The organism is Nocardioides flavus (ex Wang et al. 2016), from assembly GCF_014653115.1.
In the GTDB taxonomy this organism is placed as follows: Bacteria; Actinomycetota; Actinomycetes; order Propionibacteriales; family Nocardioidaceae; genus Nocardioides; species Nocardioides flavus.
On record NZ_BNAD01000004.1, the window covers coordinates 297,081 to 321,184 of the forward strand.

Here is a 24,104-nt window from a genome sequence, read left to right on the forward strand (position 1 = left end):
ACCGACCGGGCGCGGGGAGAACCGGCGACGCCCTGCGGCGCGTCGGGGTGAGGCCCCTCACCCCTCGGGGCGGAGCAGCGGCACGACGGCCGCGCGCACGACGTCGGGGATCGGGGTCACGGGCCGCTCGCCCGCGCCGCGCGAGTTGTCGACGTAGACGTGGACGAACCGCCCCTCGGCGGCCGCCTCGTCGGACGGCCCCTGGAAGAGGCCGATCCGGTAGACGACCGAGCTGGTGCCGACCCGGTCCACCACCAGGCCCATCTCGACGGGGTCGGGGAAGCCGATCTCGCGGAAGTAGCGGCACCCGGTCTCGGCGACGACCCCGATCTGCGGCAGCGCCCGTACGTCGAGCCCGGTGGCCTCGTAGAGGTGGGCGTTGACGGCCGTGTCGAACAGCTCGTAGTAGGTGGCGTTGTTGAGGTGGCCGTAGGCGTCGTCGTCGCGCCACCTGGTGGTGGCGGTGCGCCAGGCGACGTAGTCGGCCCTGGTCGGCCGGGCGGGGCGGTCGTGGCTCATGCCGGCTCCGCATCGCGCAGACGCTGGCTGATGACCGCCGAGACGCCGTCGCCGCGCATGGTCACGCCGTACAGCGCGTCGCCGACCTCCATGGTGCGCTTCTGGTGGGTGATGACGAGGAGCTGGGAGTTCTCGCGCAGCTCCTCGTAGATCTCCAGCAGCCGACCGAGGTTGGTGTCGTCGAGCGCGGCCTCGACCTCGTCGAGGATGTAGAACGGCGACGGCCGGGCCTTGAACAGCGCGACCAGGAACGCGACCGCGACGAGCGAGCGCTCGCCTCCCGACAGCAGCGACAGGCGCTTGACCTTCTTGCCGGGCGGGCGGGCCTCGACCTCGACACCGGTGGTGAGCATGTCGCCCGGGTCGGTCAGCACCAGGCGGCCCTCGCCGCCGGGGAAGAGCCGCGCGAAGGTCTGGTCGAAGGCCTTCTCCACGTCGGCGTAGGCCTCGGTGAACACCTGCTCGACGCGCGCGTCGACCTCGCGGACGATGTCCAGGAGGTCCTTGCGGGTGCGCTTGAGGTCCTCGAGCTGCTCGGTGAGGAACTTGTGGCGCTCCTCCATGGCGGAGAACTCCTCCAGCGCCAGCGGGTTGACCCGTCCCAGCATCGACAGCGCGCGCTCCGCCGCCCGGAGCCGCTTGACCTGCTCCTCGCGCACGAACGGGACCGGCTCGGGCGGCTCCTCGCCGTCGGGGACCTGCCCGGCGAACGGGACGGGCGTGTCGGGGCCGTAGTCGGCGACCAGGCCGTCGGGGTCGAGGCCCAGCTCCTCGAGCGCGCGCTCCTCCAGCTGCTCGATCCTCATGCGCTGCTGGGTGCGGGCCATCTCGTCGCGGTGCACCGAGCTGACCAGCTCGTCGTGCTCGCGCCCGAGGTCGCGCAGCCGCGAGCGCACGGTCATCAGCTGCTCCTCGCTCCCTCGCCGGGACTCCTCCACCGCCGCGCGCTCGTCGGCGGCGAGCATCACCGAGCGTTCGAGCTGGTGCAGCACCACCCGGACGGCGACCGCCACCGCCTGCGCGGCCCGGCCCTCCCGGAGGAGCCGCTCGCGACGCTCGGCGGCGCGCGCCCGCGACTCGCGCTCGGCCTGCGCGGCGCGGAGCAGGGAGTCGGCGCGCCCGTGCAGGGCACGGGCCCGCTCCTCGGCCGTACGGAGCGCGAGGCGCGCGTCCATCTCCCCCTGTCGCGCCTCCCGGGCGGCCTCGGCGAGCCGCTCGCGCTCGGCGGTGTCCGGCTCGTCGTCGGACTCCTCGACGTCCTGCGCGGCGGCCAGCCGTGCCTGCAGCTCCGCCAGACCCGCGAGATCCTTCTCGCGCGCCTCGCGAGCGGTCGTGATGGCGCGCTCGAGCCGCTCGGCCTCGCCCTTGGCGGCCCGGGCCGCGGAGCCGTACTGGCCGAGCTCCTCGGCCACCGCGGCCAGGGTCGCATCGGACTCGTGCAGCTTGGCCAGTGCAACGTCGACGCGCTTGAGCGCGTCGTGGCGCACGGCCTCGAGGCGCGAGATCTCGAAGCCGAGCCGCTCCGAGGCGGCCGTGGCCTCGGCGAGCTTGGTCGCGGCGTCGTCGAAGGCCGCCTGGACCTCGATGAGGCTGGGCTGGCTGGACGAGCCGCCGGCGGCGAAGTGGGCGCCCAGAAGGTCGCCCTCGCGCGTCACCGCCACGACGTCGGGCAGCTCCTCGACCAGCCGGCGGGCGGCGCCGAGGTCGTCGACGACGGCGACCTTGTGCAGCAGCCGCGCCAGCGCGGGCCGTACGGCGTCGGGCGCGGAGACCACGTCGACGGCCCAGGCCACCCCGTGGGGCAGTCCGGGCCAGTCACGTTCCGCAGCGGGCGCGCCGCCGAGCACCAGGCCGGCGCGTCCGAGGTCGTCGTCCTTGAGGTGCTCGATGGCACCGATCGCGGCCGGTGCGTCGGCGACCACGACCGCGTCGGCAGCGGAGCCCAGGGCAGCCGCGACCGCCGTCTCGTAGCCGTGGTCCACGTCGAGCAGGGCCGCGACGGACCCGAGCAGGCCGCCGACCGTGTCGGTGGCGGCGAGCAGCGCGCCGGCACCGTCCTTGCGGTTGAGCCCGAGCTCGAGCGCGTCGCGCCGCGCCACCAGCCCGGCCCGGTCGCGATCGGCCTGCTGGGCGTCCTCCCGGACCCGGGCGAGCTGTTCGTCGACCTCGTCGAGCGCGGCCACGGCGTCCTCGTGCTCGGAGTCGAGACCCTCCTCGCCGGCGTCGAGCCCGGCGACCTTCGTCTCGAGCGCCGTGAAGTCGCGCTGGGCACGCTCGGCGCGGGCGACCGCCTCCTCGCGGGCGTCGGTCAGCCGCTGGATCTCGGCGTCGGCGGCCTCGGAACGCGAGGTGAGGGCGTTGACCTGGCCGGTGAGGCGGGCGAGGCCCTCGCGGCGGTCGGCGGCCGCGCGCTGCAGTCCCGCGATGCGCTTGTCCTCGGCGGCGGCGGCCTCCTCGGCAGCACGCTTGGCCACGACGGCCGCGTCGAGCGCCGCCCGGTCGGCCGCGACCTGCTCGGCGATCTCGGCCTCCTGCCGGCGTACGCGCTCGGCCTGCGCCTCGAGCTCGTCGGGGTCGCGCCCGGAGTCGACGGTGTCGCCGTCGGCCGCACCGGCCGCGTTGCGGATCCGCTCGTCGGCGAGCGAGGCCGTGCCGCGCAGCCGCTCCTTGAGCCCCGACAGGGCGAACCACGTCTCCTGGGCTGCGGCGAGGCGCGGCAGGTCCTCGCGCAGCGTCGCCTCGAGGCGGGCCTCCTGCTCCCGCCCGGCGGCGATCTCGGCCTCGACCTGCTCGCGACGCTGGACGAGCACCGTCTCGTCGGCCATCTCCGACTCGAGGGCGGTGCGGGCGGTGACGAGGTCGTCGGCGAGGAGCCGCGCACGCGCGTCGCGCACGTCGGCCTGCACCGTCTGCGCCTGGCGCGCGACCTCCGCCTGCCGCCCGAGCGGCTTGAGCTGGCGGCGGATCTCCGAGAGCAGGTCGGCCAACCGGGTGAGGTTGCCGTCGGTGGCGTCGAGCTTGCGGAGCGCCTTCTCCTTGCGCTTGCGGTGCTTGAGGACCCCGGCGGCCTCCTCGATGAAGCCTCGCCGGTCCTCGGGCGTCGCGTGCAGGATCGAGTCGAGCTGGCCCTGCCCGACGATCACGTGCATCTCGCGGCCGATGCCGGAGTCGCTGAGCAGCTCCTGCACGTCGAGCAGGCGGCAGCCGCTGCCGTTGATGGCGTACTCCGAGCCGCCGTTGCGGAACATCGTGCGGCTGATGGTGACCTCGGCGTAGTCGATGGGCAGCGCGCCGTCGGAGTTGTCGATGGTCAGCTGCACCTCGGCACGGCCCAGCGGCGGTCGTCCCGACGTGCCGGCGAAGATGACGTCCTCCATCTTGCCGCCGCGCAGGCTCTTCGCCCCCTGCTCCCCCATCACCCACGCGAGCGCGTCGACGACGTTGGACTTGCCCGACCCGTTGGGGCCGACGATGCAGGTGATGCCCGGCTCGAGCTGCATGGTCGTCGAGGAGGCGAAGGACTTGAACCCCTTGAGGGTCAGGCTCTTCAGGTACAACGCGGGCTCCTCACCGGTGTGGAGACTGACGACTGGGGAAGCTCAGCGCCGCTCACCCTACGACACCGGCCGCCCGCGGAGGCCGTTGCGCGCGGGCGTGGCACGCCGCCATGCTGAGGCGATGCGCGCAACCGCCCTCGCCCCGGTGTCCGTCCTGCTCTCCGTCCTGGCGCAGCTCGCCCCCTCGTCGGCGGCGCCGGCGCCCGCGCCCGTCACCCGCGACGACCTGCTCACGGTCGCCGACTACCGCAGCGTCCATCCCGACATGCGCGACCCGTCACGCATCGTGCTTCGCTCCCCGCTCTTCGCACCGCGCGGCTGCGACGACCAGGACCTGCTGGTCCGGGGCACCAGCCGGATCCTGGGCAGCGTGTCGCCCGAGGTCCGCCGCCGCTCCGTGTCGCTCATCGACCAGAACGTCGTCCGCTTCGCCTCGGTGCGGGAGGCCAGGGACCTCCTCCGGCGCTACCGCCACTTCAGCGCGCGGTGCGTGGGTGACGTCGACACCGACGACGGGGAGGGCGGCGACGTACGCCTCAAGAACCGCGCCTGGTTCCCCCCGCGCGTCGGGGACCAGTCCGCGGGGATGCTGATCGGCTGGTTCCAGCGCGGCTCCGCCGACTGGCGCCGGGTGCTGGCGGTCCGTGTCGGTCGCACCGTGTCGGTCCTGGACGTGAGCTTCACCGACGTACGTCCCCCGAAGGACGACGTCGTCGCCCTCGGCGAGCTGGCGGCGGAGCGCTTCGGCTGAGCGCAGGCGGGCCGAGCGGGTCGGACGTGTTCAGGCCCGGGCGACGAGGTGCCGGCGCCGCTTGTGCAGCAGCAGCGCCATCATCACGCTGCCGCCGAGGACGGTCCCGGGCACCATCGCCGCACCCGTGACGCCGGCCGGCGGCTCCACGGACGGCAGCGTGCCGATGCCGTCGCCCGGCACGTCGACGACGTAGACGTCGAGGCCGCGCACGAGGTCGACCGAGTAGACCAGGTTGGTCCTCTGGGACGTGGCGACGCCCTTGCGGTTGTAGGCCGGGACCCACATCGAGTCCCACACCTCCGAGGCACCCCAGGTGGCGAAGCCGTGGCTGACGGGCTTCGTCGGGTCCGTGACGTCGATCAGCTGCGTGCCGCCGCCGTAGAACCCCACGGCGGCGATGCCGCTCGGGTGGACGTCGAACCAGTGCGCGGAGCAGAAGGCGCCAGCGGGGACGGGGTAGGTGCCGAGGTCGGCGAGCTCGACCTTGGCGAGCGGCACGATCGAGCCGTCGGAGCCGTCGAGTCGCTTGACGTGCCACGTCTGGAACGAGCCGGCGGTCGAGCAGTCGGGGTCCTCGTAGTCCTCCTCGGTGACGAGCAGGACGTTCCCGTTGGCCAGCGACGGAGGCGCGTCGGGCCGGAAGGCCTTCGCGTTGGGCCGGTGGCTGTTGTGGTGGATGAAGTCGTTGAAGTGGTTGACCGCACCGTCGCGGGCCGAGTCCCCGGCCGCACCGGTGTTGGCGACCTCGACCGGGTCCAGCGGGTCGCGCACGTCGAAGACGTACGACCCGCCGGCGCCGGTGTGGATGGCGTACCCGGCCTCGTCGACGTTCCACTTGTGCCCACCCCACCCGACGGCGTCGGAGCCGAACGGCTGGGTGCCGGGAGTGGTGGGATCGCTGTCGACCTCGACCGGGGCGTCGAGGTCGGTGAGGTCGAAGACCGAGAAGCTCCCCTGGCCGGCGACCTCCGAGTCGTCCCCGGCGGAGTAGGCGTAGCGGCAGTCGGTGCCGTCGATGCAGGTGACCGTGTGCGTGCTGGTCGTCGACGCGACGCGCGAGCGCACGTGCGGGTCCGTGGGGTCGCTGACGTCGACGACGACCAGCTCGTAGTCGCCGGTGACCGGGTCGTTGACGTGCTCGAGGTCGTCGGCGGACGCCTGGTAGAGGTCCACCCCGATCATGGCGAAGCGGTCGGTGCGGGTGCGGGAGACCTTGCGCTCGCCGCAGTTCATCGCCTCGTTCTCGAACTGGGCGCTCGGCATCGAGCCGACCTCGCGCGGCGACACCGGATCGCTCACGTCGTAGACCGTGATGTCGTCGAGCCCCGACATCACGAAGTAGGGCGCGGAGTGCAGGAAGCACCCGGAGATCCCGGCACTCCCCGGCCGGACCGCGGCGAGGCGGACGTTGGGCGAGGCGACGAACGGCACGGTGATGCCCGCGTCGTAGGTCTGGGCCATCCGCTCCGCCCGCTCACGGTCACCGTGGGCGTGAGCGGCGGTGCTGCCCAGGACGGGCGCGAGGGCGAGGACGCCGACGACGAGCAGGCGTACGAACGTGGGGCGCATGCACGTCCAACGACCCGCGGGGCGGGCTGGTTATGCCCGGGTCCGCCGGCCCGGCTCAGGCACGCCCCAGCACGTCCTCGAGCGCTGCCAGGGCCAGCAGCACGGCGTCCGGTCGAGCGTTGGGGCCCATCAGGCCGATGCGCCACACACTCGAGGCGTACGGCCCGGCGCCCGCGCCGATCTCGATGCCGTGCCGCTCGAGGAGCTCCTTGCGGACCGCGGCGGAGTCGACGCCGTCGGGCACCTTGACGGTGGTCAGGTCCGGCAGGCGGTGCCCATCGGCAGCGAAGAGCTCGAGCCCCATCTCCTGGAGCCCGGCCTGGAGGGCGTCGCCCGCGGCCTGGTGGCGGGCCCACACGGCCTCGAGGCCCTCCTCCAGGATCCTGCCGAGACCCGCGTGCAGGCTCGCGACCATCGCCGTCGGGGCGGTGTGGTGGTAGGTCCGCTGGGCACCGGTGACGCCCGCCTCGCCGACGTAGCCGCCCAGCATCCCGAGGTCGAGGTACCACGAGCGCGGCTTCTCCACGCGTCGCTCGAAGGCCCGGTCGCCGATGGTGAAGGGCGCCAGGCCCGGCGCCACACCCAGGCACTTCTGGGTGCCGGCGTAGCCGATGTCGACGCCCCAGTCGTCGGCACACAGCTCGATGCCCCCGATGGAGGTGACAGCGTCGACGAGCAGCAGCGCGTCGCCCTTGCCCGCGCCGAGGGCGGCGATGTCGGAGCGGACGCCCGTCGACGTCTCGGCGTGCACGGCCGCGATGATCGCCGGGCTCGGGTGGGCGGACAGCACACGGTCCACGTCGACCGGCTGGCCCCAGTCGTGCTCGACGGCCACGACCTCGGCGCCACACCGGGCGGCGACGTCCGTCATCCGCTGCCCGAACAGGCCGTTGACCGCGACCACGACCACGTCGCCGGGGTGGACGGTGTTGACGAAGGCCGCCTCCATGCCGGCCGAACCGGTCGCGCTGAGCGGGAGCGTGCGCGCGTTGGCGGTGCCCCAGACGGTGCGCAGCCGGTCGCAGGTCTCGTCCATGATCCGGAGGAACTCCGGGTCGAGGTGGCCGAGCAGCGGGTCCGCCAGGGCGCGCGTGGCCTCCGCGTAGGGGTTGGTGGGACCGGGACCGAAGAGGTGGCGCTCGCGGATCATGGGAGCGAACCTACCCATTGCGGGGTCGTCACAGCACCGCTCCCGGGTTGAGGATGCCCAGCGGGTCCAGCGCGTCCTTGACCCGTCGACTCAGCGCCATCACGTCGTCGCCGAGCTGGTCGGGCAGCGCCGCCTTCTTGGTGCGCCCCACCCCGTGCTCCCCGGTGATGGTCCCGCCGAGCCGGATCGCGGCGACCAGGATGTCGTCGAACGCCGCGCGGGCCCGGCGCTCGGAGTCGGGGTCGGAGGCGTCGTAGACGATGATCGGGTGGGTGTTGCCGTCCCCGGCGTGCGCGACGGTGGGGATCTCCACCCCGTGGCGCTCGGCGACCTCGGCCACCGCGGCCAGCAGGTCCGGGAGCAGGGGCACGGGCGCGCCGACGTCCTCGAGCAGCAGCGCGCCGCGCGCCTCGACCGCGGGGAACGCCGCGCGTCGCGCGGCGACGAACATCTCACCTTCCTCCGGGTCGTCGGTGACCACCACCTCGGTGGCACCCGCAGCGGTGCAGGCGGCCTCGACGGCGGCGATCTCAGCGACCCGGGCGTCGCCGGGCGCGTCGGACTGCACCACCAGCAGCGCCCCGGCCTCCCGGTCGAGGCCGCGCGGCGAGAAGTCCTCGACCGCGTTGATCGAGGCCCGGTCCATGAGCTCCATCATCGACGGGCGCAGCGTCCGGCGAACGGCGACGACGGCCTCCGCCGCGTCGGCGACGGTGGCGAAGGACGCCACCAGGGTGGCTGCCGGCAGCGGCAGCGGCACGAGGCGGAGGACGGCACGGGTGACGATGCCGAGGGTGCCCTCGGAGCCGACGAAGAGCTTGAGCAGGGACAGCCCGGCGACGTCCTTGATCCGCTTGCCGCCGAGCGTGACGAGCGTGCCGTCGGCGAGGACGACGTCGAGGCCCAGGACGTAGTCGGTGGTCACGCCGTACTTCACGCAGCACAGGCCGCCGGCGTTGGTGGCGACGTTGCCGCCGATGGAGCAGATCTCGTACGACGAGGGGTCCGGCGGGTACCAGAGCCCGTGCTCGCGGGACGCGGCCTTGACCTCGGCGTTGAACGCACCGGGCTCGACCACGGCGACCTGGCAGTCGGGGTCCACCTCGATGGCGCGCATCCGTTCCAGGCTGAGCACGATGCCGCCGTCGACCGCACTGGCGCCCCCGGACAGGCCGGACCCCGCGCCACGCGGCACGACCGGCACCCGGTGCGCCGCCGCCCACCGCACGGCCGCCTGGACCTGCCCGGCGTCCTCGGCGCGCACGACCGCGACCGGTGTTCCGGCGCCGGCGTCGCGCGCCCAGTCGAAGCGGTAGCCCTCGACCGTGGCGGGATCGGTGGCGACGACGCCGGGTGGCAGGGAGGCGACGAGCTCGGCGAGGGCTTCCATCGGGCCATCGAACCACCTCGGCGGCAGTGGCGGACCCCACGTACGGGTCAGGCCGACGCCGTGGTCGTCTCGTCGGCGTGCGCGATCTGGGCGAGCGAGCGCCACACCAGGACCAGGGTCACGCCCGAGCCGACGAAGGCGAACCACCACGGCGCGGTGAGGCCGCCCACCTGCGCGACGAGGCCGCCCACCAGCGAGCCGACGAGCATCCCGCCCATCACGCAGATCATGTAGACCGATCCCACGCGACCCTGCAGCTCGCTCGGCACCGCGCGCTGGCGCACCGCCTGCGACAGCGTGCCCCACACGAACGCGTAGGCGCCGAAGAAGAACATCAGCGGGTACGCCGCCCAGGGCGAGGTGGTCAGCGCCATCGCGAGGTGGAACAGCACCTCCGCCAGCAGCACGGTCCGCATGAGGGTGGCCAGCGGCACCCGGCGCTCGAGGCGGCCGTAGGAGAAGGTCGCGAGCAGGCCGCCGAGCGCCGAGGCGGTGGTGAGCAGGCCGAACCCCGCCTCGCCGATCCCGACGCGGTCGAGCGCCCACAGCACGAGCACCGACCACGGCGCCGCCCACGTGACGTTGAAGACGACGATGATCAGCGCCAGCGTGCGCACGGGCGGGTTGCCCATCAACCACCGCACGCCGTCGGCGATGTCCTGGCGCAGGTGCGTGTCGAGGTCCTCGCGCACCGGGCCGCGGGGCGTGCCGATCCGCGCGACCAGCACCACGCCGGCGGCGATGCAGGCGACCGTGAGGACGAACGGCCACACCATGCCGAGGGAGAACAGCAGCGCCCCGACCGCGGGTCCCACGAGCTGGTTGCCGGTGATCATTCCGGCCATCAGCCGGGAGTTGGCGATGCCGAGGTCGCGCTTGTCGACCAGCATCGGCGTGAGGGTGCCGGCCGTCGCGTCGACGAAGGTCTCTGCCGTGCCGAGCGCGAGCATCGCCGCGAGCACGACCGCGATGTTGACCTGGCCCGTCGCGATCACCGCGCAGAGCCCGGCGAGGACGAGCCCGCGCACGCCGTTGGCGACCATGATCACCATGCGCCGGTCCAACCGGTCCGCGAGCGCTCCGGCGAACAGCCCGACGACCAGCCAGGGCGCCTGCAGCGCGATCATCGCGGCCGCCACGAGCACCGGGTCGCGGGTCTGTGACGCGACGAGCAGCGGCCCGGCCGCGATGAGCATGCCGTCGCCGAGGTTGGTCACCCACGACGAGCCGACGAGCCAGCGAAAGCCCGTGCCGAGGCGTGCGGGGAGGACGGTCTCGACGAAGCGGCTCGTCCTGAGGAGGCCGCCCCGCGGCCGTCTCGAAGGGGTCACAAGCAGCGGAGCGTACGCGCGGGACGCGGGGCCCGCACCGCGATATCGGCCCAGGAGGGCTCGACGCTCAGACGGGCTGGAGGTCCTCGACGCCGAGCTGCTCGTCGAGCGCTGCCGCGGCGAGCCGGTCGTTGTCGGCCTGGAGACGCAGCACCAGGGACTCGAGGTCGTCGACACGACGCCGGAGCCGCCGGTTCTCGGCGACGAGGGAAGCCGTGGATCGCGCATCGCTGGTCAGGTGACCCAACAGCGCCTTGGCCATGGAGAGCCTTTCGAAGGGTGGTCGAAGGATGGATCGACGGGCCGGGACGGCCGTCTCCTAGAGTCCCACCGCCCCGCGCCGGGGTCAATCCCGCTCAGCGGGACCGGGGCGGGCGCTGGCAGCGGGGGCAGAAGAACGACGAGCGGTTCATGAAGGCCACCCGCCGGATCGGCGTGCCGCACCGCCGGCACGGCTCGCCCTCCTGGCCGTAGGCGTCGAGGGAGCGGTCGAAGTAGCCGGACTCGCCGTTGACGTTGACGTAGAGCGCGTCGAAGGACGTCCCGCCCTGCGCGAGGGCCTCGCCCATCACGTCGCGGACGTGGCCGAGCAGCGTGCGCAGGACGGGACCGGAGAGCCGGTCACCCGGGCGCTCGCCGTGCAGCCGGGCGCGCCACAGCGCCTCGTCGGCGTAGATGTTGCCGACCCCGGAGACCAGGCCCTGGTCGAGCAGCAGCCGCTTGATCGCCGACCTGCGCCGCCGCGCACGCCGGACGAACTCGGCGTCGTCGAACTCCGGGTCGATCGGGTCGCGGGCGATGTGCGAGATCTCGGTCGGCAGCCCGGCACCTCCGGCGGAGACGACGAGGCCGCCGAACATCCGCTGGTCGACGAAGCGCATCTCCAGCGGGGTCCCTGCGGGCGTACGGAGCGTGAAGCGCACGCGCAGGTGCCGCTCGTCGGGGGCGCCGGGCGCGTGGAGGAGCATCTGGCCGCTCATGCCGAGGTGGCCCAGGAGGGCGTCACCGCCGGCGAGCGCAAGCCAGAAGTACTTGCCGCGGCGGCGGACGCCGACGATGCGCTGCCCGGCGAGTGCCGCGGCGAAGCCGGTAGGGCCGCGGTGGTCACGCCGCACGGGGCGCGGGTGGAGCACCTCGACGGAGTCGATCGTGCTGTCCACGACGTGGCGCTCGAGGCCGGCGCGGACGACCTCGACCTCGGGGAGCTCGGGCACGGCTCAGGCGTCGGCCGGAGCCTGGTCCGCGGCGACCCGGGGGGCGCCGTGGGCGTCCTTGATCTCGCGGTAGGCGGTCTCGGCGGCGCCCTGCTCGGCCTCCTTCTTGGAGCGGCCGGTGCCGTTGCCGAGGAGCTGCTCGCCGACGCGCACGCGCGCGACGAACGTCTTCATGTGGTCGGGGCCGTCGTCCTCGATGAGGTACTCGGGGACGCCGAGGCCGAGGTCGGCGGACAGCTCCTGGAGCGAGGTCTTCCAGTCGAGGCCGGCCCCCATGGACGCTGCCGCCTCCATCACCGGGTCGAAGAGCCGGTGGACGACCTTCGCGGCCTCGTCGATGCCACCGCTGAGGTGGATGGCGCCGATGACCGCCTCGACCGTGTCGGAGAGGATCGAGGCCTTGTCGCGACCGCCCGTGGTCTCCTCGCCGCGGCCCAGCATGATGTGCTGGCCGAGCCCGATCTGCCGGGCGACGTCGGCCAGGGCGCGGGCGTTGACGACCGCGGCCCGCAGCTTGGCCAGCCGGCCCTCGGAGAAGTCCGGGTGGGCGCGGTAGAGCGTCTCGGTGACCACCACCCCGAGCACGGAGTCACCGAGGAACTCCAGGCGCTCGTTGGTGGGGATCTGCCCGTTCTCGTAGGCGAACGAGCGGTGTGTCAGGGCACGCTGCAGCAGCTCGGGATCCAGGACCGGATCACCGAGCGCTGCGCGGAGCTCGTCGGTGGTCAGAGGACGATCAGAGAACTTGGCGACGGTCGGCCTTGGCGCCGTACTGGCCGCACTGGCCGCACGCACGGTGCGGGAGGTGCTTGGAGCCGCAGGCGGGGTTGGCGCACGTCACGAGGGTCGGCGCGACGGCCTTCCACTGCGAACGGCGGTGGCGCGTGTTGCTGCGCGACATCTTCCGCTTGGGAACAGCCATGGTTGTCTCCTGTTGCTTGCTCCACCGGGCGCTCCCGGCGAGATGGTCAGTCGTGTGGGTCCTGCGTGGGTTCTGCCTGCAGCTGCTGGAGTCCTGCCCAGCGCGGGTCGATCGGCGCGTCGTGCGAGTGGTCCGGGTCGTCCGCGAGCCGTGCACCGCACTCGGTGCACAATCCCGGGCAATCGTCCATGCACAGCGGCTGGAACGGTAGCGCGAGCACCACCGCGTCCCGCAGCAGTGGCTCGAGGTCGAGCAGGTCGTCCTCAAGCCGGCTGGTCTCGTCGTCGAGGTCGCGGTCGTCGTGCTCCGCGGCCCTGTCGTGCTGGTCGGCGTAGACGTACAGCTCCTGGAGCGTGACGTGGACCTCGTCCTCGATCGGCGCCAGGCACCGTACGCACTCCCCCGCGAGCCCGGCCGTGGCCGTGCCCGTGAGCAGCACGCCCTCCATGACCGCCTCCAGCCGCAGGTCGAGCTCGACCGGCGATCCTTCGGGGACAGAGAGGACTTCGATGCCAAGTTCTGCTGGTGCCGGGACGGAGAGAACGACTTCCCGCTGGGACCCCGGGCGGCGGCCGAGCTCGCGAGTGTCAAGCACGAGCGGCGCCCTCGGGTCCAGGCTGGTCACGACGAACTCCCACATCTGGACACCAACACAACCTCGGAATCGTATCCGGCGCCCGGGCGGCGGAGCAAAACGAGTGCCGGACCGCGGCGGCCGGAGGTCAGGAGGACCGCTCCGCGAGCCGCGTCACCAGCCGGTCGTGCACCGTCCCGGGGACCAGGCCGCGCACGTCGCCGCCCAGCGCTGCGACCTCCCTGATCAGGCTGGAGGAGACGAACGCGTTGCCGACCGCCCCGGGGAGGAAGACGGTCTCGACGTCGGTCAGGTGGGAGTTCATCTGCGCCATGGGCAGCTCGTACTCGTAGTCGCCGGCCCCGCGCAGCCCCTTGACGATGGCCACGGCGTCCACCTCGCGGCAGAAGTCGACGATCAGGCCGCCGAAGCCGGACACGCGGACGTTGGCGAGGTCGGCGGTGGCGTCCTCGAGCATCTCGACGCGCTCCTCGGGGGTGAACAGCCGGTTCTTGCTGGCGTTGACCCCGACGGCGATCACGACCTCGTCGAAGAGCCGAGCGGCGCGGCCGATGATGTCGAGGTGGCCGTTGGTCACTGGGTCGAACGACCCGGGGCAGACAGCGCGACGCACGCTGGACTCCCTTCGGTGAGGATCTCGGTGAAGATCTCGGTGAGGATCTCGGCGAGACGGAGGTCAGGGCGCCGGAGTGGCGTGACCGTACCAAAGGGCGGTCTCGCCGTAGCGCTTCGTGCGGTCCTCCTCGATGCCGGGCGGCCAGGTGACGACGGTGCGCTTGGCGGCGCGCTCGACGACCACCAGCGCCCCGGGCACCAGCCACCCCTGGGCGACCAGCGCGCGGAGGTCGGCGTCGACGTCGGCGTCCGACATCGGGTAGGGCGGGTCGGAGAACACCACGTCGTAGGGCGCCGTCGGAGGGGTGGCGAGGAAGGAGTGGACGGGAGTCGCCACGACCCGTGCCCGCGAGAAGCCCAGCGTCGCGGCGTTGCGGCTGATCAGGGCGGCCGTACGGCGGTCCTGCTCGACCATGGTCACGACACCCGCACCCCGCGACCACGCCTCCAGCCCGACCGCGCCGGAGCCGGCGTACAGGTCGAGGAAGCGCAGGCCGTCGAGCGAGCCGGTGCGCGACTCGATCGCCGAGAACAGCGCCTCGCGCACGCGGTCGCTCGTCGGCCGCGTGGTCTGGCCGCGCGGCGTCTCCAGCCGGCGCCCGCCGGCTGTTCCCCCGATGATCCGCGTCATGTCCCCCTGCTCAGCCCTTCTCCGTCCAGTCCTCGTCTCAGCCCTTGTCCAGGTAGGCCGACGCCGCGGAGCGCTCGACCTCGGCGACTGCTGCGGCGAGGACGGGCGCCTGCGCGAGCGCAGGATCCTCGGAGAGTAGCGCCTCGGCGGCCTCCCGGGCACGGACGATGGTCTTCTCGTCGCGCAGCACGCGGAGCGTGACGAGCCCGGAGCGGAACCCGGACTGGGTGGCGCCGAGCACGTCGCCCTCGCGGCGCTGCTCGAGGTCCACCCGGCTCAGCTCGAAGCCGTCGGTGGTCGCGGCGACCGCCTCGAGGCGCTCGCGCGCCGCCGATCCGACCTCGGCGTGCGAGACCAGCAGGCACAGCCCCGGGAGGCCGCCGCGACCCACCCGCCCGCGCAGCTGGTGGAGCTGGGAGACGCCGAAGCGGTCCGCGTCGAGCAGCACCATGGTCGTGGCGTTGTGGACGTCGACGCCGACCTCGATGACGGTCGTCGAGACGAGGACGTCGATCTCGCCCGCGGCGAACGCGCGCATCGTGCGGTCCTTGTCGTCGGGGGCCATCCGTCCGTGCAGGACCGCGGTCCTCAGGCCCGCGAGGGGACCGGACGAGAGCTCGGCGTGGACCTCCTCGACCGCAGCGAGGGAGCGTTGCGGGGCGACCTCCTTGCCGTCGTCGTCGAGGTCGAGCTGGTCGGTCTCGCCCTCCTCCTGCGCGTCGCCGGAGATGCGGGGGCACACGACGTAGGCCTGGTGCCCCTTGCCGACCTCCTCCCGGACCCGCTCCCACACGCGGTCGAGCCAGGCGGGCTGGTCGGCGAGCGGGACGACGTTGGTCTGGATCGGCGCCCGCCCGGACGGCAGCTCGGCCAGCACGGAGGTCTCGAGGTCGCCGAAGACCGTCATCGCGACGGTGCGCGGGATCGGGGTCGCGGTCATGACGAGGACGTGCGGCGGCGTGCCGGCCTTGTCCGTCAGCGCGGCCCGCTGCTCCACTCCGAAGCGGTGCTGCTCGTCGACGACGACGAGACCGAGGTCAGCGAACTCGACCCTGTCCTCGAGCAGGGCGTGGGTGCCGATGACGATGCCCGCCTCGCCGGTCACGATGCGGAGCATCGCCTCCTGCCGAGCGGCCTTGCCCATCGACCCGGTGAGGAGCACGACCTGGGTGGCGTGCGGGTCACCGCCGAGCATCCCGCCCTGGGCGAGGTCACCGAGCACCGCGGAGATCGAGCGGTGGTGCTGCTGCGCGAGGACCTCGGTCGGCGCGAGGAGCGCGGCCTGCCCCCCGGCGTCGACCACCTGGAGCATCGCGCGCAGGGCGACGAGGGTCTTGCCGGATCCGACCTCGCCCTGGAGGAGGCGATTCATCGGGTGGTCGGCGCCGAGCTCGGCGGCCACGAGCTCACCGATCTCGCGCTGGCCGCCGGTCAGCTCGAAGGGCAGCCGCGCGTCGAACGACGCGAGGAGACCGTCGTCGCGGCGCACGCGCGCCCGGGCACCCTGCGCACGGTGGGCGGCTCGACGGCGGGCGAGCACGAGCTGCAGCACGAGCGCCTCCTCGAAGCGGAACCGCTTCTGCGCCGCCCCGAGCTGGCTCCACTCGTCGGGGGCGTGGATCCAGCGCAGCGCCTGCATCACGTCGAGCACCTCGAACCGCTCGCGGAGCTCGGGGGTGAACACGTCGGGCACCCCGGTCACGAGGTCGAGGGCCGCGGTGACGACCTTCTGGATGTCCCAGGTGTAGAGCTTCGCCGTGAGCGGGTAGACCGGCATCAGCTTGCTCAGGGTGGCTGCCTCCGGGCCGTCGAGCGCGAAGCCGTGGGGCTGCTCGAGCTGCCAGCTGCCGCGGAACTGCTTGGCCTTGCCGGTGAAGACCGCCCGGCACCCCGGCCGGAACTCCGCCTCGTGGCGCTCGACCATGGAGGCGTACGGGCTGAACAGCGTGACGGAGAAGTCGGGACCGTCGGTGCGCAGCCGTACGGTCGTGCGGAACTGGCGACGGTTGCCGCTGAAGAACGCAGCGCTGTCGCACGAGCGCACCTCGCCGACGATGGTCAGCTGCTCCCCCACGACCGGGGTCGCGACCTCGGACAGCTCGGTGGCCGCGACGTAGCGGCGCGGGAAGTGGCGCAGCAGGTCACCGACGGTGGCCAGCCCGAGGCCCTCCTCGGCGAGCTTGCGCTTCTTGTGGTGACTGCCGAACACCGCCCCGATCGGGCTGTCCGGCGTGATGGCGACCATGGCTGACGTCCTCGCCGCTCACTCGACGCTGACCAGCAGCGGGTAGCGCGGCTGGCCGCCCTCGTGGACCGCGACGTCGACCGTGGGGTGCCGGTCCTCGACGTGAGCCGCGAGCCGCTCGGCGAGCTCGGCTCCACCCTCGCCGGACACGATCGTCACCAGCTCGCCGCCGCCGGCGAGCAGCCGCTCCACGACGTCGGTGGCGACCTCGTCGAGGTCCGAGCCGACGACCGCGAAGTCGCCGGCGACGACACCGAGGGCGTCTCCCGGCTCGCACGGCCCGGCCATCGTGATCGCCTGGCGCGAGGCGACCGTGACCGCTCCGTGCCGGGCGTGCCGGGCGGTCGCGGTCATCTCGCGGACATCGGCGTCGAAGGCCCGACCGGGCTCGTGGACCGAGATCGCGGCCAGGCCCTGCACCTGCGCCTGGGTGGGGATGACCTCGACCGAGACGTCGAGCTCGGCCTCGGCGGTGCGGGCGGCGATCTCGGCGGCGCGGACGGTGTCGGCGTCGTTGGGGAGCACGACCACCTCGACGGCACCGCACGCGGTGATGGCCTCGAGGAGCTGGCCGGTCGACGGGCGCTGCCCCGGCCCGCCCGGCACGACGACCGCGCCGGCGGACTCGAAGAGGGCCGTGAGCCCGGGGCCCGCGGCCACGGCGACGACCCGGCGACCCGTGCGGTCGGAGGCGCGGCGACGGGTCGCGGCGACCTGCTCGGCGAAGTGCGTCACCCGGATCCGGTGCGGGCGGCCCGCGGCGATCCCGGCCTCGATCGCGGCGCCGACGTCGTCGACGTGCACGTGGACGTTCCACAGTCCCTCACCGCCGACGACCACGAGGCTGTCGCCGAGGCCGGCGAGGGTGTCGCGGAGCGTGGCGATCGCGTCGTCCTCCACGTCGGGGCCGGCGTCGAGGAGGTACATCACCTCGTAGCCGGGGCCGTCCTCGGTGAGGTCGTCGCTCGGCACCGTCGCGGCGACGGGGATGTGGTGCGTGCCGATGGGGGGCGACCACGGGGTCGGGCGGCGCCCGGTGGCGGTGGTCTCGACGGCGTCGAGGACGACGCACAGCCCGCGACCGCCGGCGTCGACGACGCCCGCCTGGGCCAGCACCTCGAGCTGCTCCGGCGTACGGGCGAGCGCGTCGCGTGCGGCCGCCGCAGCCGCGGTGAAGACGTCGCGGGTGCGCGCCCCCCGACCGGCCGCCTCCAACGCCGCGTCGGACGCGGCCCGCGACACCGTGAGCATGGTGCCCTCGACGGGCGTGCCGACCGCGGCGTAGCTCGCCTCGGTCGCCTCGGCCATCGCCGCGGCGATCGTCTCGGCGGGCCGGTCCTCGATCGCAGCGCCGGCGAGATGGCGCACATAGGCCCGCAGCATCTGGCTCAGGATCACCCCGGAGTTGCCCCGGGCGCCCATCAGCGCGGCGCGGGCGAGCACCGCCATGCCGTCACCGAGCGGGAGGTCTGGGTCGGCGGCCCGGGCCTCGCGGAGCGCGTCGCGCGCGGCGGAGACGGTGAGGAACATGTTGGTGCCGGTGTCGCCGTCGGGCACGGGGTAGACGTTGAGGGCGTCGATCTCCTCACGGGCCGAGGACAGCGCGTCGGTCGCGATCTCGACGAAGCGCGCGACGCCGTCCAGCGTGATGCCGTGGGTGACGTGCTCCATCGCGTCGGTGCCCTCCCGGTCGGTGCTGGTCGTGTGGTCTGGTCGTCGTCCGGTCGTGGCCCTGCGCTGCGCCGTACGATGTGGTGCGCGCCACAGGGTAGTGCCCGGCTCCGACCGGGCTCGCGGCGACATGGCGTCCGATTTCATCCCTGCGGCCGACCTCGGCTACTCTTGCGCGGTTGCCTGCTGCCGCTTCCAGTGGCGTGCGGGCCTCACGATCATCTATCAACCTCGAACGGATCGGAGTGCACGGTGGCTGCCGTCTGCGACATCTGCGCCAAGAAGCCGGGCTTCGGAAACAACCGTCCCTGGTCGCGCAAGATCACGAAGCGTCGCTTCAACCCCAACATCCAGCGCGTCCGGGCGACCGTCAACGGCACGCCCAAGCGCCTCAACGTCTGCACCGGCTGCCTCAAGGCCGGCAAGGTCGCTCGCTGACCTGACGTCTTCTTCGTCGAGAGCCCCCGTCGCACTGCGGCGGGGGCTTCGTCGTTCTCGGGGTCGGGGCCGCAGTTTCCCCGCTCGAGCGGGGAATCTGTCACTGGGAGGCCGTTGCAAAGGCCTCCGAGTGACAGGAACGCCCGCCCAGTCGCCCGCCGCTGGTCAGAAGTGGGTCCAGCCGGTCGGGCCGTCGTACGTCCCCCCGTCGACCGTGACGCCCTCGCCCTCGGTCACCTCGCCGACGACCTGCCAGCCCGCCGGCACCGAGGCGAGGTCGGGGAACGTGGCCAGCAACGCGTGGTCGTCCCCTCCGCCGAGGATGAACTGGAGGGGGTCAGCACCGAGCGCGGCGCCGACGGCCTGCAGCGGGTCGGGGATCTCGAAGGCGGCAGGGCGCACGTCGATGGCGACGCCGCTCGCCTCGGCGAGGTGCCCGGCCTCGGCGAGCAGGCCGTCCGAGACATCGATGAGCGCAGTGGCGCCGGCCTCGGCGGCTTCGCGGCCCGCGCCGTACGGCGGCTCCGGGCGGCGATAGGCCTCGACGAGCACGCGGGGCGAGCGGAAACCGCGACCGAGGACGGCCAGGCCGCCGGCCGCCCAGCCCTGACGACCGGTGAGCGCGAGGACGTCGCCGGCGCGGGCGCCGGACCGCAGCACCGGCGCCTGCGTGCACTGGCCCAGGACGGTGACCGCGATCATCACCTCGTCCGCGCGGGTCAGGTCGCCGCCGACGACGGTGGCACCGACGCTCGCGCACTCCTCGGCGAACCCGCGCGCGAAGTCGAGCGCCCACGCCACCGGGAGCTCGGCGGGGGCGGCCAGGCCGATCGTGAGGTGGCGCGCCGTGCCGCCCATGGCGTTGACGTCGGAGAGGTTCTGCGCGGCAGCGCGGTGGCCGACGTCCGCGGCGCTGGCCCAGTCGCGGCGGAAGTGGCGGCCCTCGACCATCAGGTCGGTCGAGACGACGACGTGGCCGTGCTTGATCCGGAGCACGGCGGCGTCGTCGCCCGGTCCGACGAGCACGTTCTCGTCGGTGTCCAGCCACTCGCTGAACTGGGAGACGAGCTGCGAGATCAGGCCGAACTCGCCTGCCTCGCCGAGGGTTGCGTCCGCTGCGAGTGCCATGTCCCCATCCCACCAGACGCAACCGGTGACCACAGTCACCCATCCCCTGTCGGCCCGCCCGCGTGGCGCGGTAGGTTGTGCCGGTCACACCCGCTGAAGAGACCGAGGAGTCCACGATGGTCGTCCAGGCCTACATCCTGATCCAGACCGACGTCGGCAAGGCCGCCGAGGTGGCCAAGGCCATCGCCCAGGTCAACGGCGTCACCCTCGCCGAGGACGTGACCGGTCCCTACGACGTGATCGTCCGCGCCGAGGCCAAGAACGTCGACGAGCTCGGCAAGCTCGTCGTCTCCAAGGTGCAGAACCTCGACGGCATCACCCGCACGCTGACGTGCCCGGTCGTCCACATCTGATCCCAGTGCCACCCGTACGACGCCTCGGCTCCACCCGGAGCCGGGGCGTCGTCGCGTCCGCGGTGCTCGCGCTGGCGGCCCTGGTGCTGGCCGGGTGCAGCAGCACCATCACCATCGACGACCAGGACCTCTCCGGGGCCGACCGCGCCGCGTGCGAGGCGCTCGTCGCCGACCTGCCGGAGAAGCTCGCCGGCCAGGACCGGGTGGACGTCGAGCCCGACGGCGCGCTCGGTGCCGCCTGGGGCGACCCGGCGTACGTCCTCACCTGCGGCGTGCCGCAGCCGTCCGACTACGAGCCGACCGCCGAGTGCAGCGTGATCGCGGGGATCGGGTGGTACGTCCCCGACGACCAGCTGACGGACCAGGGCGAGGACGCGACCCCGATCGCCCTCAGCCGTACGCCCTACGTCCAGGTGCTGGTGCCGGCCGAGCGGCGCACCGAGGGCATCGACCGCGCCCTGGCCGAGCTCGCACCGGTGCTGGAGGACAACCTCGGCGAGGGTCTCCCCTGCCTCTGACGCCTCAGCGCAGGCCGGTGTCGCGCCGCAGCGCCAGCTGCACGAGCCGGTCGACGAGCTGCGCGTAGGTCATCCCGGTGGCCGCCCAGAGCTGGGGGTACATCGAGGTGGGCGTGAAGCCGGGCATCGTGTTGAGCTCGTTGATCACCAGCGACCCGTCGGGCATCACGAAGAAGTCGACGCGGGCCAGGCCCTCGCACGAGAGCGCCTCGAAGGCACGCACCGCCATCGCCCGGATCTCCTGCTCGACGTCGGCTGGCAGCTCGGCGGGGATGTCGATCTCGGTGTGCTGGTCGGCGAGGTACTTGGCCTCGAAGTCGTAGAACTCGTGGTCGCCGCCGGTGCGGACCTCGCCGGGCCGTGACGTCTCGGGCGGCCCCTCGAGGGTACCGAGGACTCCGCACTCGACCTCGCGCGCGCCCTCCATCGACTGCTCGACGAGCACCTTGGGGTCGTGGCGGAACGCCTCCTCCAGCGCCGCCTCCACCTCCGAGGCGTCGTGGACCTTGCTGATGCCCATGCTGGACCCGGCGCGGGCCGGCTTGGCGAAGCACGGGAAGCCGAGCTCCTCGACCCGGGCGCGCACGCCCACCGGGTCTTGCGCGAGCTCGGTGCGGGTGACGACGATGCCGGGTGTCACGGGCAGACCGGCGCCCTGGAGGACGACCTTCATGAAGGCCTTGTCCATGCCGACGGCCGAGGCCAGCACGCCCGACCCGACGTAGCGCACGCCCGCCATCTCGAGCATCCCCTGCAGCGTGCCGTCCTCGCCCCAGGGGCCGTGCAGCAGCGGGAACACCACGTCGACCTCGCCGATCACGGACGGCACGCTCGCCGGCTCGGCGACCACGAGGTCGGTGCCGGTGGCGGCCCCCATCAGTGCGACGGGCGACCGGGCGGCGTCGACCTCGGGGAGCTCGGCCCCGCGGATCGCGAGACGCGCGGGCTCGTCGGCCTCGAGCACCCAGCGGCCGTCGGCGGCGATGCCGACCGGCACCACGTCGTACGCCTCGCGGTCGATCGCGGCCAGCACGCTCCCCGCGGTGACGCACGAGATGCCGTGCTCGGAGGAGCGGCCGCCGAACACCACGGCGACGCGGGGCTTGCGGGCGGGGTCGGTGGAGGTCTCGTCCGAGGAGGTGGGAGTCATCGGCACGACCCTATCCACCTACGCTGGCGTCCATGGCTCCCGACCCGCAGCTCAGGCCCGGCACCCTCGCCGTCACCGCCGGCCGACCGGACAAGACGCCCGACGCGCCGCTCAACACCCCGATCACGATGGCCGCGACCTACGTCGCTGGCGGCGAGGTGGAGTACGGCCGGTACGGCAACCCGACGTGGACGGCGCTGGAGGACGCCCTGGGCGCTCTCGAGGGCGGCCGCTGCCTGACCTTCGCCTCCGGCCTCGCAGCCGTCGCGACCGTCCTCGACCTCGTCGGCAAGGAGGGGAAGGTGGTGGTGCCGAAGCACGCCTACACCGGCACGATCATGCAGCTCGCCGACCTCGAGGCCCGCGGGCGGCTGACGGCCGAGATGGTCGACATCACCGACACCGACGCGGTGGTCGCGGCGTGCGACGGAGCGGCGCTGGTGTGGCTGGAGTCGCCCACCAACCCGGCGCTCGAGGTCGCCGACATCCCCACCATCACCGCCGCGGCGCACGAGGCCGGGGCGTACGTCGTGGTCGACAACACCTTCGCCACTCCCTTGCTGCAGCGGCCCCTCGAGGACGACGTCGACCTGGTCGTGCACTCCGCCACGAAGTACCTCGCGGGGCACTCCGACGTGCAGATGGGCGCCATCGTCACCCGCGACGACGAGCTCTGGGCCGTGCTCAAGGGCCGCCGCGACCTCGTCGGCGCGATCCCGGGGCCGTTCGAGGCGTGGCTGACGCTGCGCGGGCTGCGGACCCTGCACCTGCGCGTCGAGCGCGCCCAGGCCAACGCCCAGGAGCTCGTACGCCGCCTCGCCGAGCACCCCGCGTGCGAGGAGGTGCGCTACCCGGGCTTCGGCGGCATCGTGAGCATCGTGCTGGCCCAGGGCGAGATGGCGGCCGACCTGCTGTGCCGCAAGACGCGCCTGTGGGTCCACGCCACCTCGCTCGGCGGCGTCGAGTCGACGCTGGAGCGGCGCCGGCGGTGGAAGGCCGAGGCCGCGACCATCCCGGACGGGCTCGTACGCCTGTCGGTCGGGGTGGAGGACGTGGAGGACCTCTGGGACGACCTCCGCACCGCGCTGGACGGGTGCGTCGGCTGACCCGCGACGCTCCTCCGTGTAACGCTTCGGCCCCATGGGGCGAAGTACGGGCATGGACACTCCGCACGACGTCCCTGCCGTGGGGCGGGACCCGGACGCCTTCGAGGCGTTCTACCGCGAACACCTGCCATGGGTACGTCGCTTCGTCGCCCGCCGCGTCGATGACCCGCACACCGCCGCGGACCTGACCGCGGACATCTTCCTGGCCGTCGTCGACAGCGCGACGACCTACGACGCCGAGGCCGGCAGCGCCGCCTCCTGGCTGGCCGGGATCGCCAGGAACGTCGTCGCCGACCACGTCCGCCGGAGGGTGCGCGAGTCCCGGGCCAACGGGCGGCTGTCGGGCAGGGCGCTGCTCGACGACCAGTCGGTCGAGCGCATCGCCGACCGCATCGACGGCGAGCGGATGACTCGCGAGCTCTACCGCTCGCTGGCCGCCCTTCCCGACAACCAGCGTGCCGTCGTCGAGCTCGTCGCCGTCGACGGCTTCAGCCTCGCCGAGGCAGCGCAGGTGCTCGGCATCACCGCCGGCAACGCCCGGGTGCGCTACCACCGGGCACGCGCCCGGCTCCAGGACGTCCTCCCGAGCCCCTTCGAGGTGATCGCATGACCACGCAGACCCCCGTCCCCGACGAGCTCGACGCCTTCGAGACCCGTCTGCTCGTCGAGCTCCGGCGTGAGGTGGCCACCACCCCCTCCACGGAGGCCGCCCCGTCGTCGGTGCGTACACGCCGTCGCGCCCTTGCGGTCGCCGCAGGCGTCGCGGCCACCGCGGTGCTCGCCGTCGTCCTCGTGCCCGGGCTCGGCACGACCCCGGTGTACTCCGTGCAGGAGGGCAACGCCGGCGAGATCGAGGTCGAGATCAACCGACCCGAGGACGCTGCCGGGCTCGAGCGGGCGCTGGAGGAGCACGGCATCGAGGCGGACATCACCTACCTGCCGGACCTGCAGGGCTGCGCGCCCGGCCGCTACACCGAGGTCGGTCGAGACGTACGCCTGTCACTGTCGATCGGCGATGACCTCGTGCGCGTCACGCTCCCGCCGGGTGCCGTGCGCGACGGGGAGACCTTCGTCATGGTGCTGTCGATGGAGGCGATGACGCAGGAGCAGATCGACGAGGTCTGGGAGCGCGACGGCCAACGCGTGGTCGATGGGTCGAGCTCGTCGGTGACCGCGGAGGTCGCGAGCGGGGCGGTCGGTGCGTGCGAGATCGTGCCGGCGTCGGGCTGAGGCTGCTGCTCGGCTGGC

At 73.3% G+C, this 24,104-nt stretch carries 24 protein-coding genes; 7 read left to right on the top strand and 17 right to left on the bottom strand.

The features are described 5' to 3' along the window. Window positions 1-57: 57 nt before the first annotated feature. Window positions 58-519, bottom strand: a complete 462-nt coding sequence (locus IE200_RS10105) for an acyl-CoA thioesterase (RefSeq protein ID WP_191279333.1) — start codon at window positions 517-519, stop codon at window positions 58-60. Continuing rightward, window positions 516-4,076 (bottom strand): chromosome segregation protein SMC, encoded by a 3,561-nt coding sequence (smc, locus tag IE200_RS10110; RefSeq protein WP_191279334.1) that lies wholly within the window; start codon window positions 4,074-4,076, stop codon window positions 516-518. The genes IE200_RS10105 and smc overlap by 4 nt, the downstream gene beginning before the upstream one ends. Before the next feature lie 121 nt (window positions 4,077-4,197). Between smc and IE200_RS10115 the strand changes: the two genes are divergently transcribed. Next, on the top strand, window positions 4,198-4,827 hold the full coding sequence (locus tag IE200_RS10115) for a hypothetical protein (protein ID WP_191279335.1): 630 nt from the start codon (window positions 4,198-4,200) through the stop codon (window positions 4,825-4,827). Between the two features lie 30 nt (window positions 4,828-4,857). Here the strand turns inward: IE200_RS10115 and IE200_RS10120 are convergent, their stop codons facing one another. The 13 genes from IE200_RS10120 to IE200_RS10180 all read right to left on the bottom strand — a co-directional run bounded on the left by IE200_RS10120 (window position 4,858) and on the right by IE200_RS10180 (window position 18,163). After that, window positions 4,858-6,399, bottom strand: coding sequence for an LVIVD repeat-containing protein (locus IE200_RS10120; protein WP_191279336.1), 1,542 nt, complete (start codon window positions 6,397-6,399; stop codon window positions 4,858-4,860). 55 nt (window positions 6,400-6,454) lie between these two features. Next, a complete protein-coding gene (locus tag IE200_RS10125; RefSeq protein WP_229856369.1) occupies window positions 6,455-7,549 on the bottom strand; it encodes a pyridoxal-phosphate-dependent aminotransferase family protein in 1,095 nt (364 codons plus the stop codon). A 28-nt stretch (window positions 7,550-7,577) separates the two neighbouring features. Then, window positions 7,578-8,939: an FAD-binding oxidoreductase gene (locus IE200_RS10130; protein ID WP_191279338.1), complete on the bottom strand. Its 1,362-nt coding sequence runs from the start codon at window positions 8,937-8,939 to the stop codon at window positions 7,578-7,580. A gap of 47 nt (window positions 8,940-8,986) precedes the next feature. Next, window positions 8,987-10,270, bottom strand: coding sequence for an MFS transporter (locus IE200_RS10135; RefSeq protein WP_191279339.1), 1,284 nt, complete (start codon window positions 10,268-10,270; stop codon window positions 8,987-8,989). Window positions 10,271-10,337: 67 nt separating this feature from the next. Next, window positions 10,338-10,532, bottom strand: a complete 195-nt coding sequence (locus IE200_RS10140) for a hypothetical protein (RefSeq protein WP_191279340.1) — start codon at window positions 10,530-10,532, stop codon at window positions 10,338-10,340. Window positions 10,533-10,626: 94 nt separating this feature from the next. Then, window positions 10,627-11,484: a bifunctional DNA-formamidopyrimidine glycosylase/DNA-(apurinic or apyrimidinic site) lyase gene (gene mutM, locus IE200_RS10145; protein WP_191279341.1), complete on the bottom strand. Its 858-nt coding sequence runs from the start codon at window positions 11,482-11,484 to the stop codon at window positions 10,627-10,629. A gap of 3 nt (window positions 11,485-11,487) precedes the next feature. Further along, on the bottom strand, window positions 11,488-12,279 hold the full coding sequence (rnc, locus tag IE200_RS10150; RefSeq protein WP_191279342.1) for a ribonuclease III: 792 nt from the start codon (window positions 12,277-12,279) through the stop codon (window positions 11,488-11,490). Further along, window positions 12,221-12,406, bottom strand: a complete 186-nt coding sequence (gene rpmF, locus IE200_RS10155) for a 50S ribosomal protein L32 (RefSeq protein WP_129454709.1) — start codon at window positions 12,404-12,406, stop codon at window positions 12,221-12,223. The genes rnc and rpmF overlap by 59 nt, the downstream gene beginning before the upstream one ends. A gap of 46 nt (window positions 12,407-12,452) precedes the next feature. Then, complete coding sequence (locus tag IE200_RS10160) at window positions 12,453-13,046, bottom strand: YceD family protein (RefSeq protein ID WP_191279343.1); 594 nt, start codon at window positions 13,044-13,046, stop codon at window positions 12,453-12,455. Between the two features lie 82 nt (window positions 13,047-13,128). Next, window positions 13,129-13,614 carry a pantetheine-phosphate adenylyltransferase gene (gene coaD, locus IE200_RS10165; protein WP_191279344.1) on the bottom strand — a complete coding sequence of 162 codons (486 nt, stop codon included), beginning with the start codon at window positions 13,612-13,614 and terminating at the stop codon, window positions 13,129-13,131. 63 nt (window positions 13,615-13,677) lie between these two features. Then, window positions 13,678-14,247: a 16S rRNA (guanine(966)-N(2))-methyltransferase RsmD gene (rsmD, locus tag IE200_RS10170; RefSeq protein ID WP_191279345.1), complete on the bottom strand. Its 570-nt coding sequence runs from the start codon at window positions 14,245-14,247 to the stop codon at window positions 13,678-13,680. A gap of 37 nt (window positions 14,248-14,284) precedes the next feature. Next, a complete protein-coding gene (locus IE200_RS10175) occupies window positions 14,285-16,492 on the bottom strand; it encodes an ATP-dependent DNA helicase RecG (protein ID WP_191279346.1) in 2,208 nt (735 codons plus the stop codon). A gap of 18 nt (window positions 16,493-16,510) precedes the next feature. Next, window positions 16,511-18,163, bottom strand: coding sequence for a DAK2 domain-containing protein (locus tag IE200_RS10180; RefSeq protein WP_191279347.1), 1,653 nt, complete (start codon window positions 18,161-18,163; stop codon window positions 16,511-16,513). 252 nt (window positions 18,164-18,415) lie between these two features. Here IE200_RS10180 and rpmB point away from each other — a divergent pair, with 252 nt between their 5' ends. Continuing rightward, window positions 18,416-18,601, top strand: coding sequence for a 50S ribosomal protein L28 (gene rpmB, locus IE200_RS10185; protein WP_191279348.1), 186 nt, complete (start codon window positions 18,416-18,418; stop codon window positions 18,599-18,601). A 165-nt stretch (window positions 18,602-18,766) separates the two neighbouring features. On the opposite strand, the gene IE200_RS10190 is transcribed toward rpmB, so the two are convergent. Continuing rightward, the gene (locus IE200_RS10190; RefSeq protein WP_191279349.1) at window positions 18,767-19,729 is read right to left on the bottom strand and encodes a thiamine-phosphate kinase; all 963 of its coding nucleotides are present in this window, start codon (window positions 19,727-19,729) and stop codon (window positions 18,767-18,769) included. Window positions 19,730-19,845: 116 nt separating this feature from the next. On the opposite strand from IE200_RS10190, the gene IE200_RS10195 reads away from it, so the two are divergent. Both IE200_RS10195 and IE200_RS10200 read left to right on the top strand, forming a co-directional pair. Then, entirely contained in the window at window positions 19,846-20,082 is a 237-nt protein-coding gene (locus tag IE200_RS10195; RefSeq protein ID WP_135840790.1) for an Lrp/AsnC family transcriptional regulator, read from the top strand. Between the two features lie 5 nt (window positions 20,083-20,087). Then, a complete protein-coding gene (locus IE200_RS10200; protein ID WP_191279350.1) occupies window positions 20,088-20,600 on the top strand; it encodes a DUF3515 domain-containing protein in 513 nt (170 codons plus the stop codon). Window positions 20,601-20,604: 4 nt separating this feature from the next. Here IE200_RS10200 and IE200_RS10205 read toward each other — a convergent pair whose 3' ends face one another. Then, complete coding sequence (locus IE200_RS10205) at window positions 20,605-21,750, bottom strand: D-alanine--D-alanine ligase family protein (protein ID WP_191279351.1); 1,146 nt, start codon at window positions 21,748-21,750, stop codon at window positions 20,605-20,607. A gap of 32 nt (window positions 21,751-21,782) precedes the next feature. Here IE200_RS10205 and IE200_RS10210 point away from each other — a divergent pair, with 32 nt between their 5' ends. The 3 genes from IE200_RS10210 to IE200_RS10220 are packed head-to-tail and all read left to right on the top strand — an operon-like array spanning window position 21,783 to window position 24,086. After that, on the top strand, window positions 21,783-22,856 hold the full coding sequence (locus IE200_RS10210) for a trans-sulfuration enzyme family protein (protein WP_191279352.1): 1,074 nt from the start codon (window positions 21,783-21,785) through the stop codon (window positions 22,854-22,856). Between the two features lie 52 nt (window positions 22,857-22,908). Then, window positions 22,909-23,466: an RNA polymerase sigma factor gene (locus IE200_RS10215; RefSeq protein WP_191279353.1), complete on the top strand. Its 558-nt coding sequence runs from the start codon at window positions 22,909-22,911 to the stop codon at window positions 23,464-23,466. Then, window positions 23,463-24,086 carry a hypothetical protein gene (locus tag IE200_RS10220; RefSeq protein WP_191279354.1) on the top strand — a complete coding sequence of 208 codons (624 nt, stop codon included), beginning with the start codon at window positions 23,463-23,465 and terminating at the stop codon, window positions 24,084-24,086. The genes IE200_RS10215 and IE200_RS10220 overlap by 4 nt, the downstream gene beginning before the upstream one ends. The last annotated feature ends 18 nt before the right edge of the window (window positions 24,087-24,104 follow it).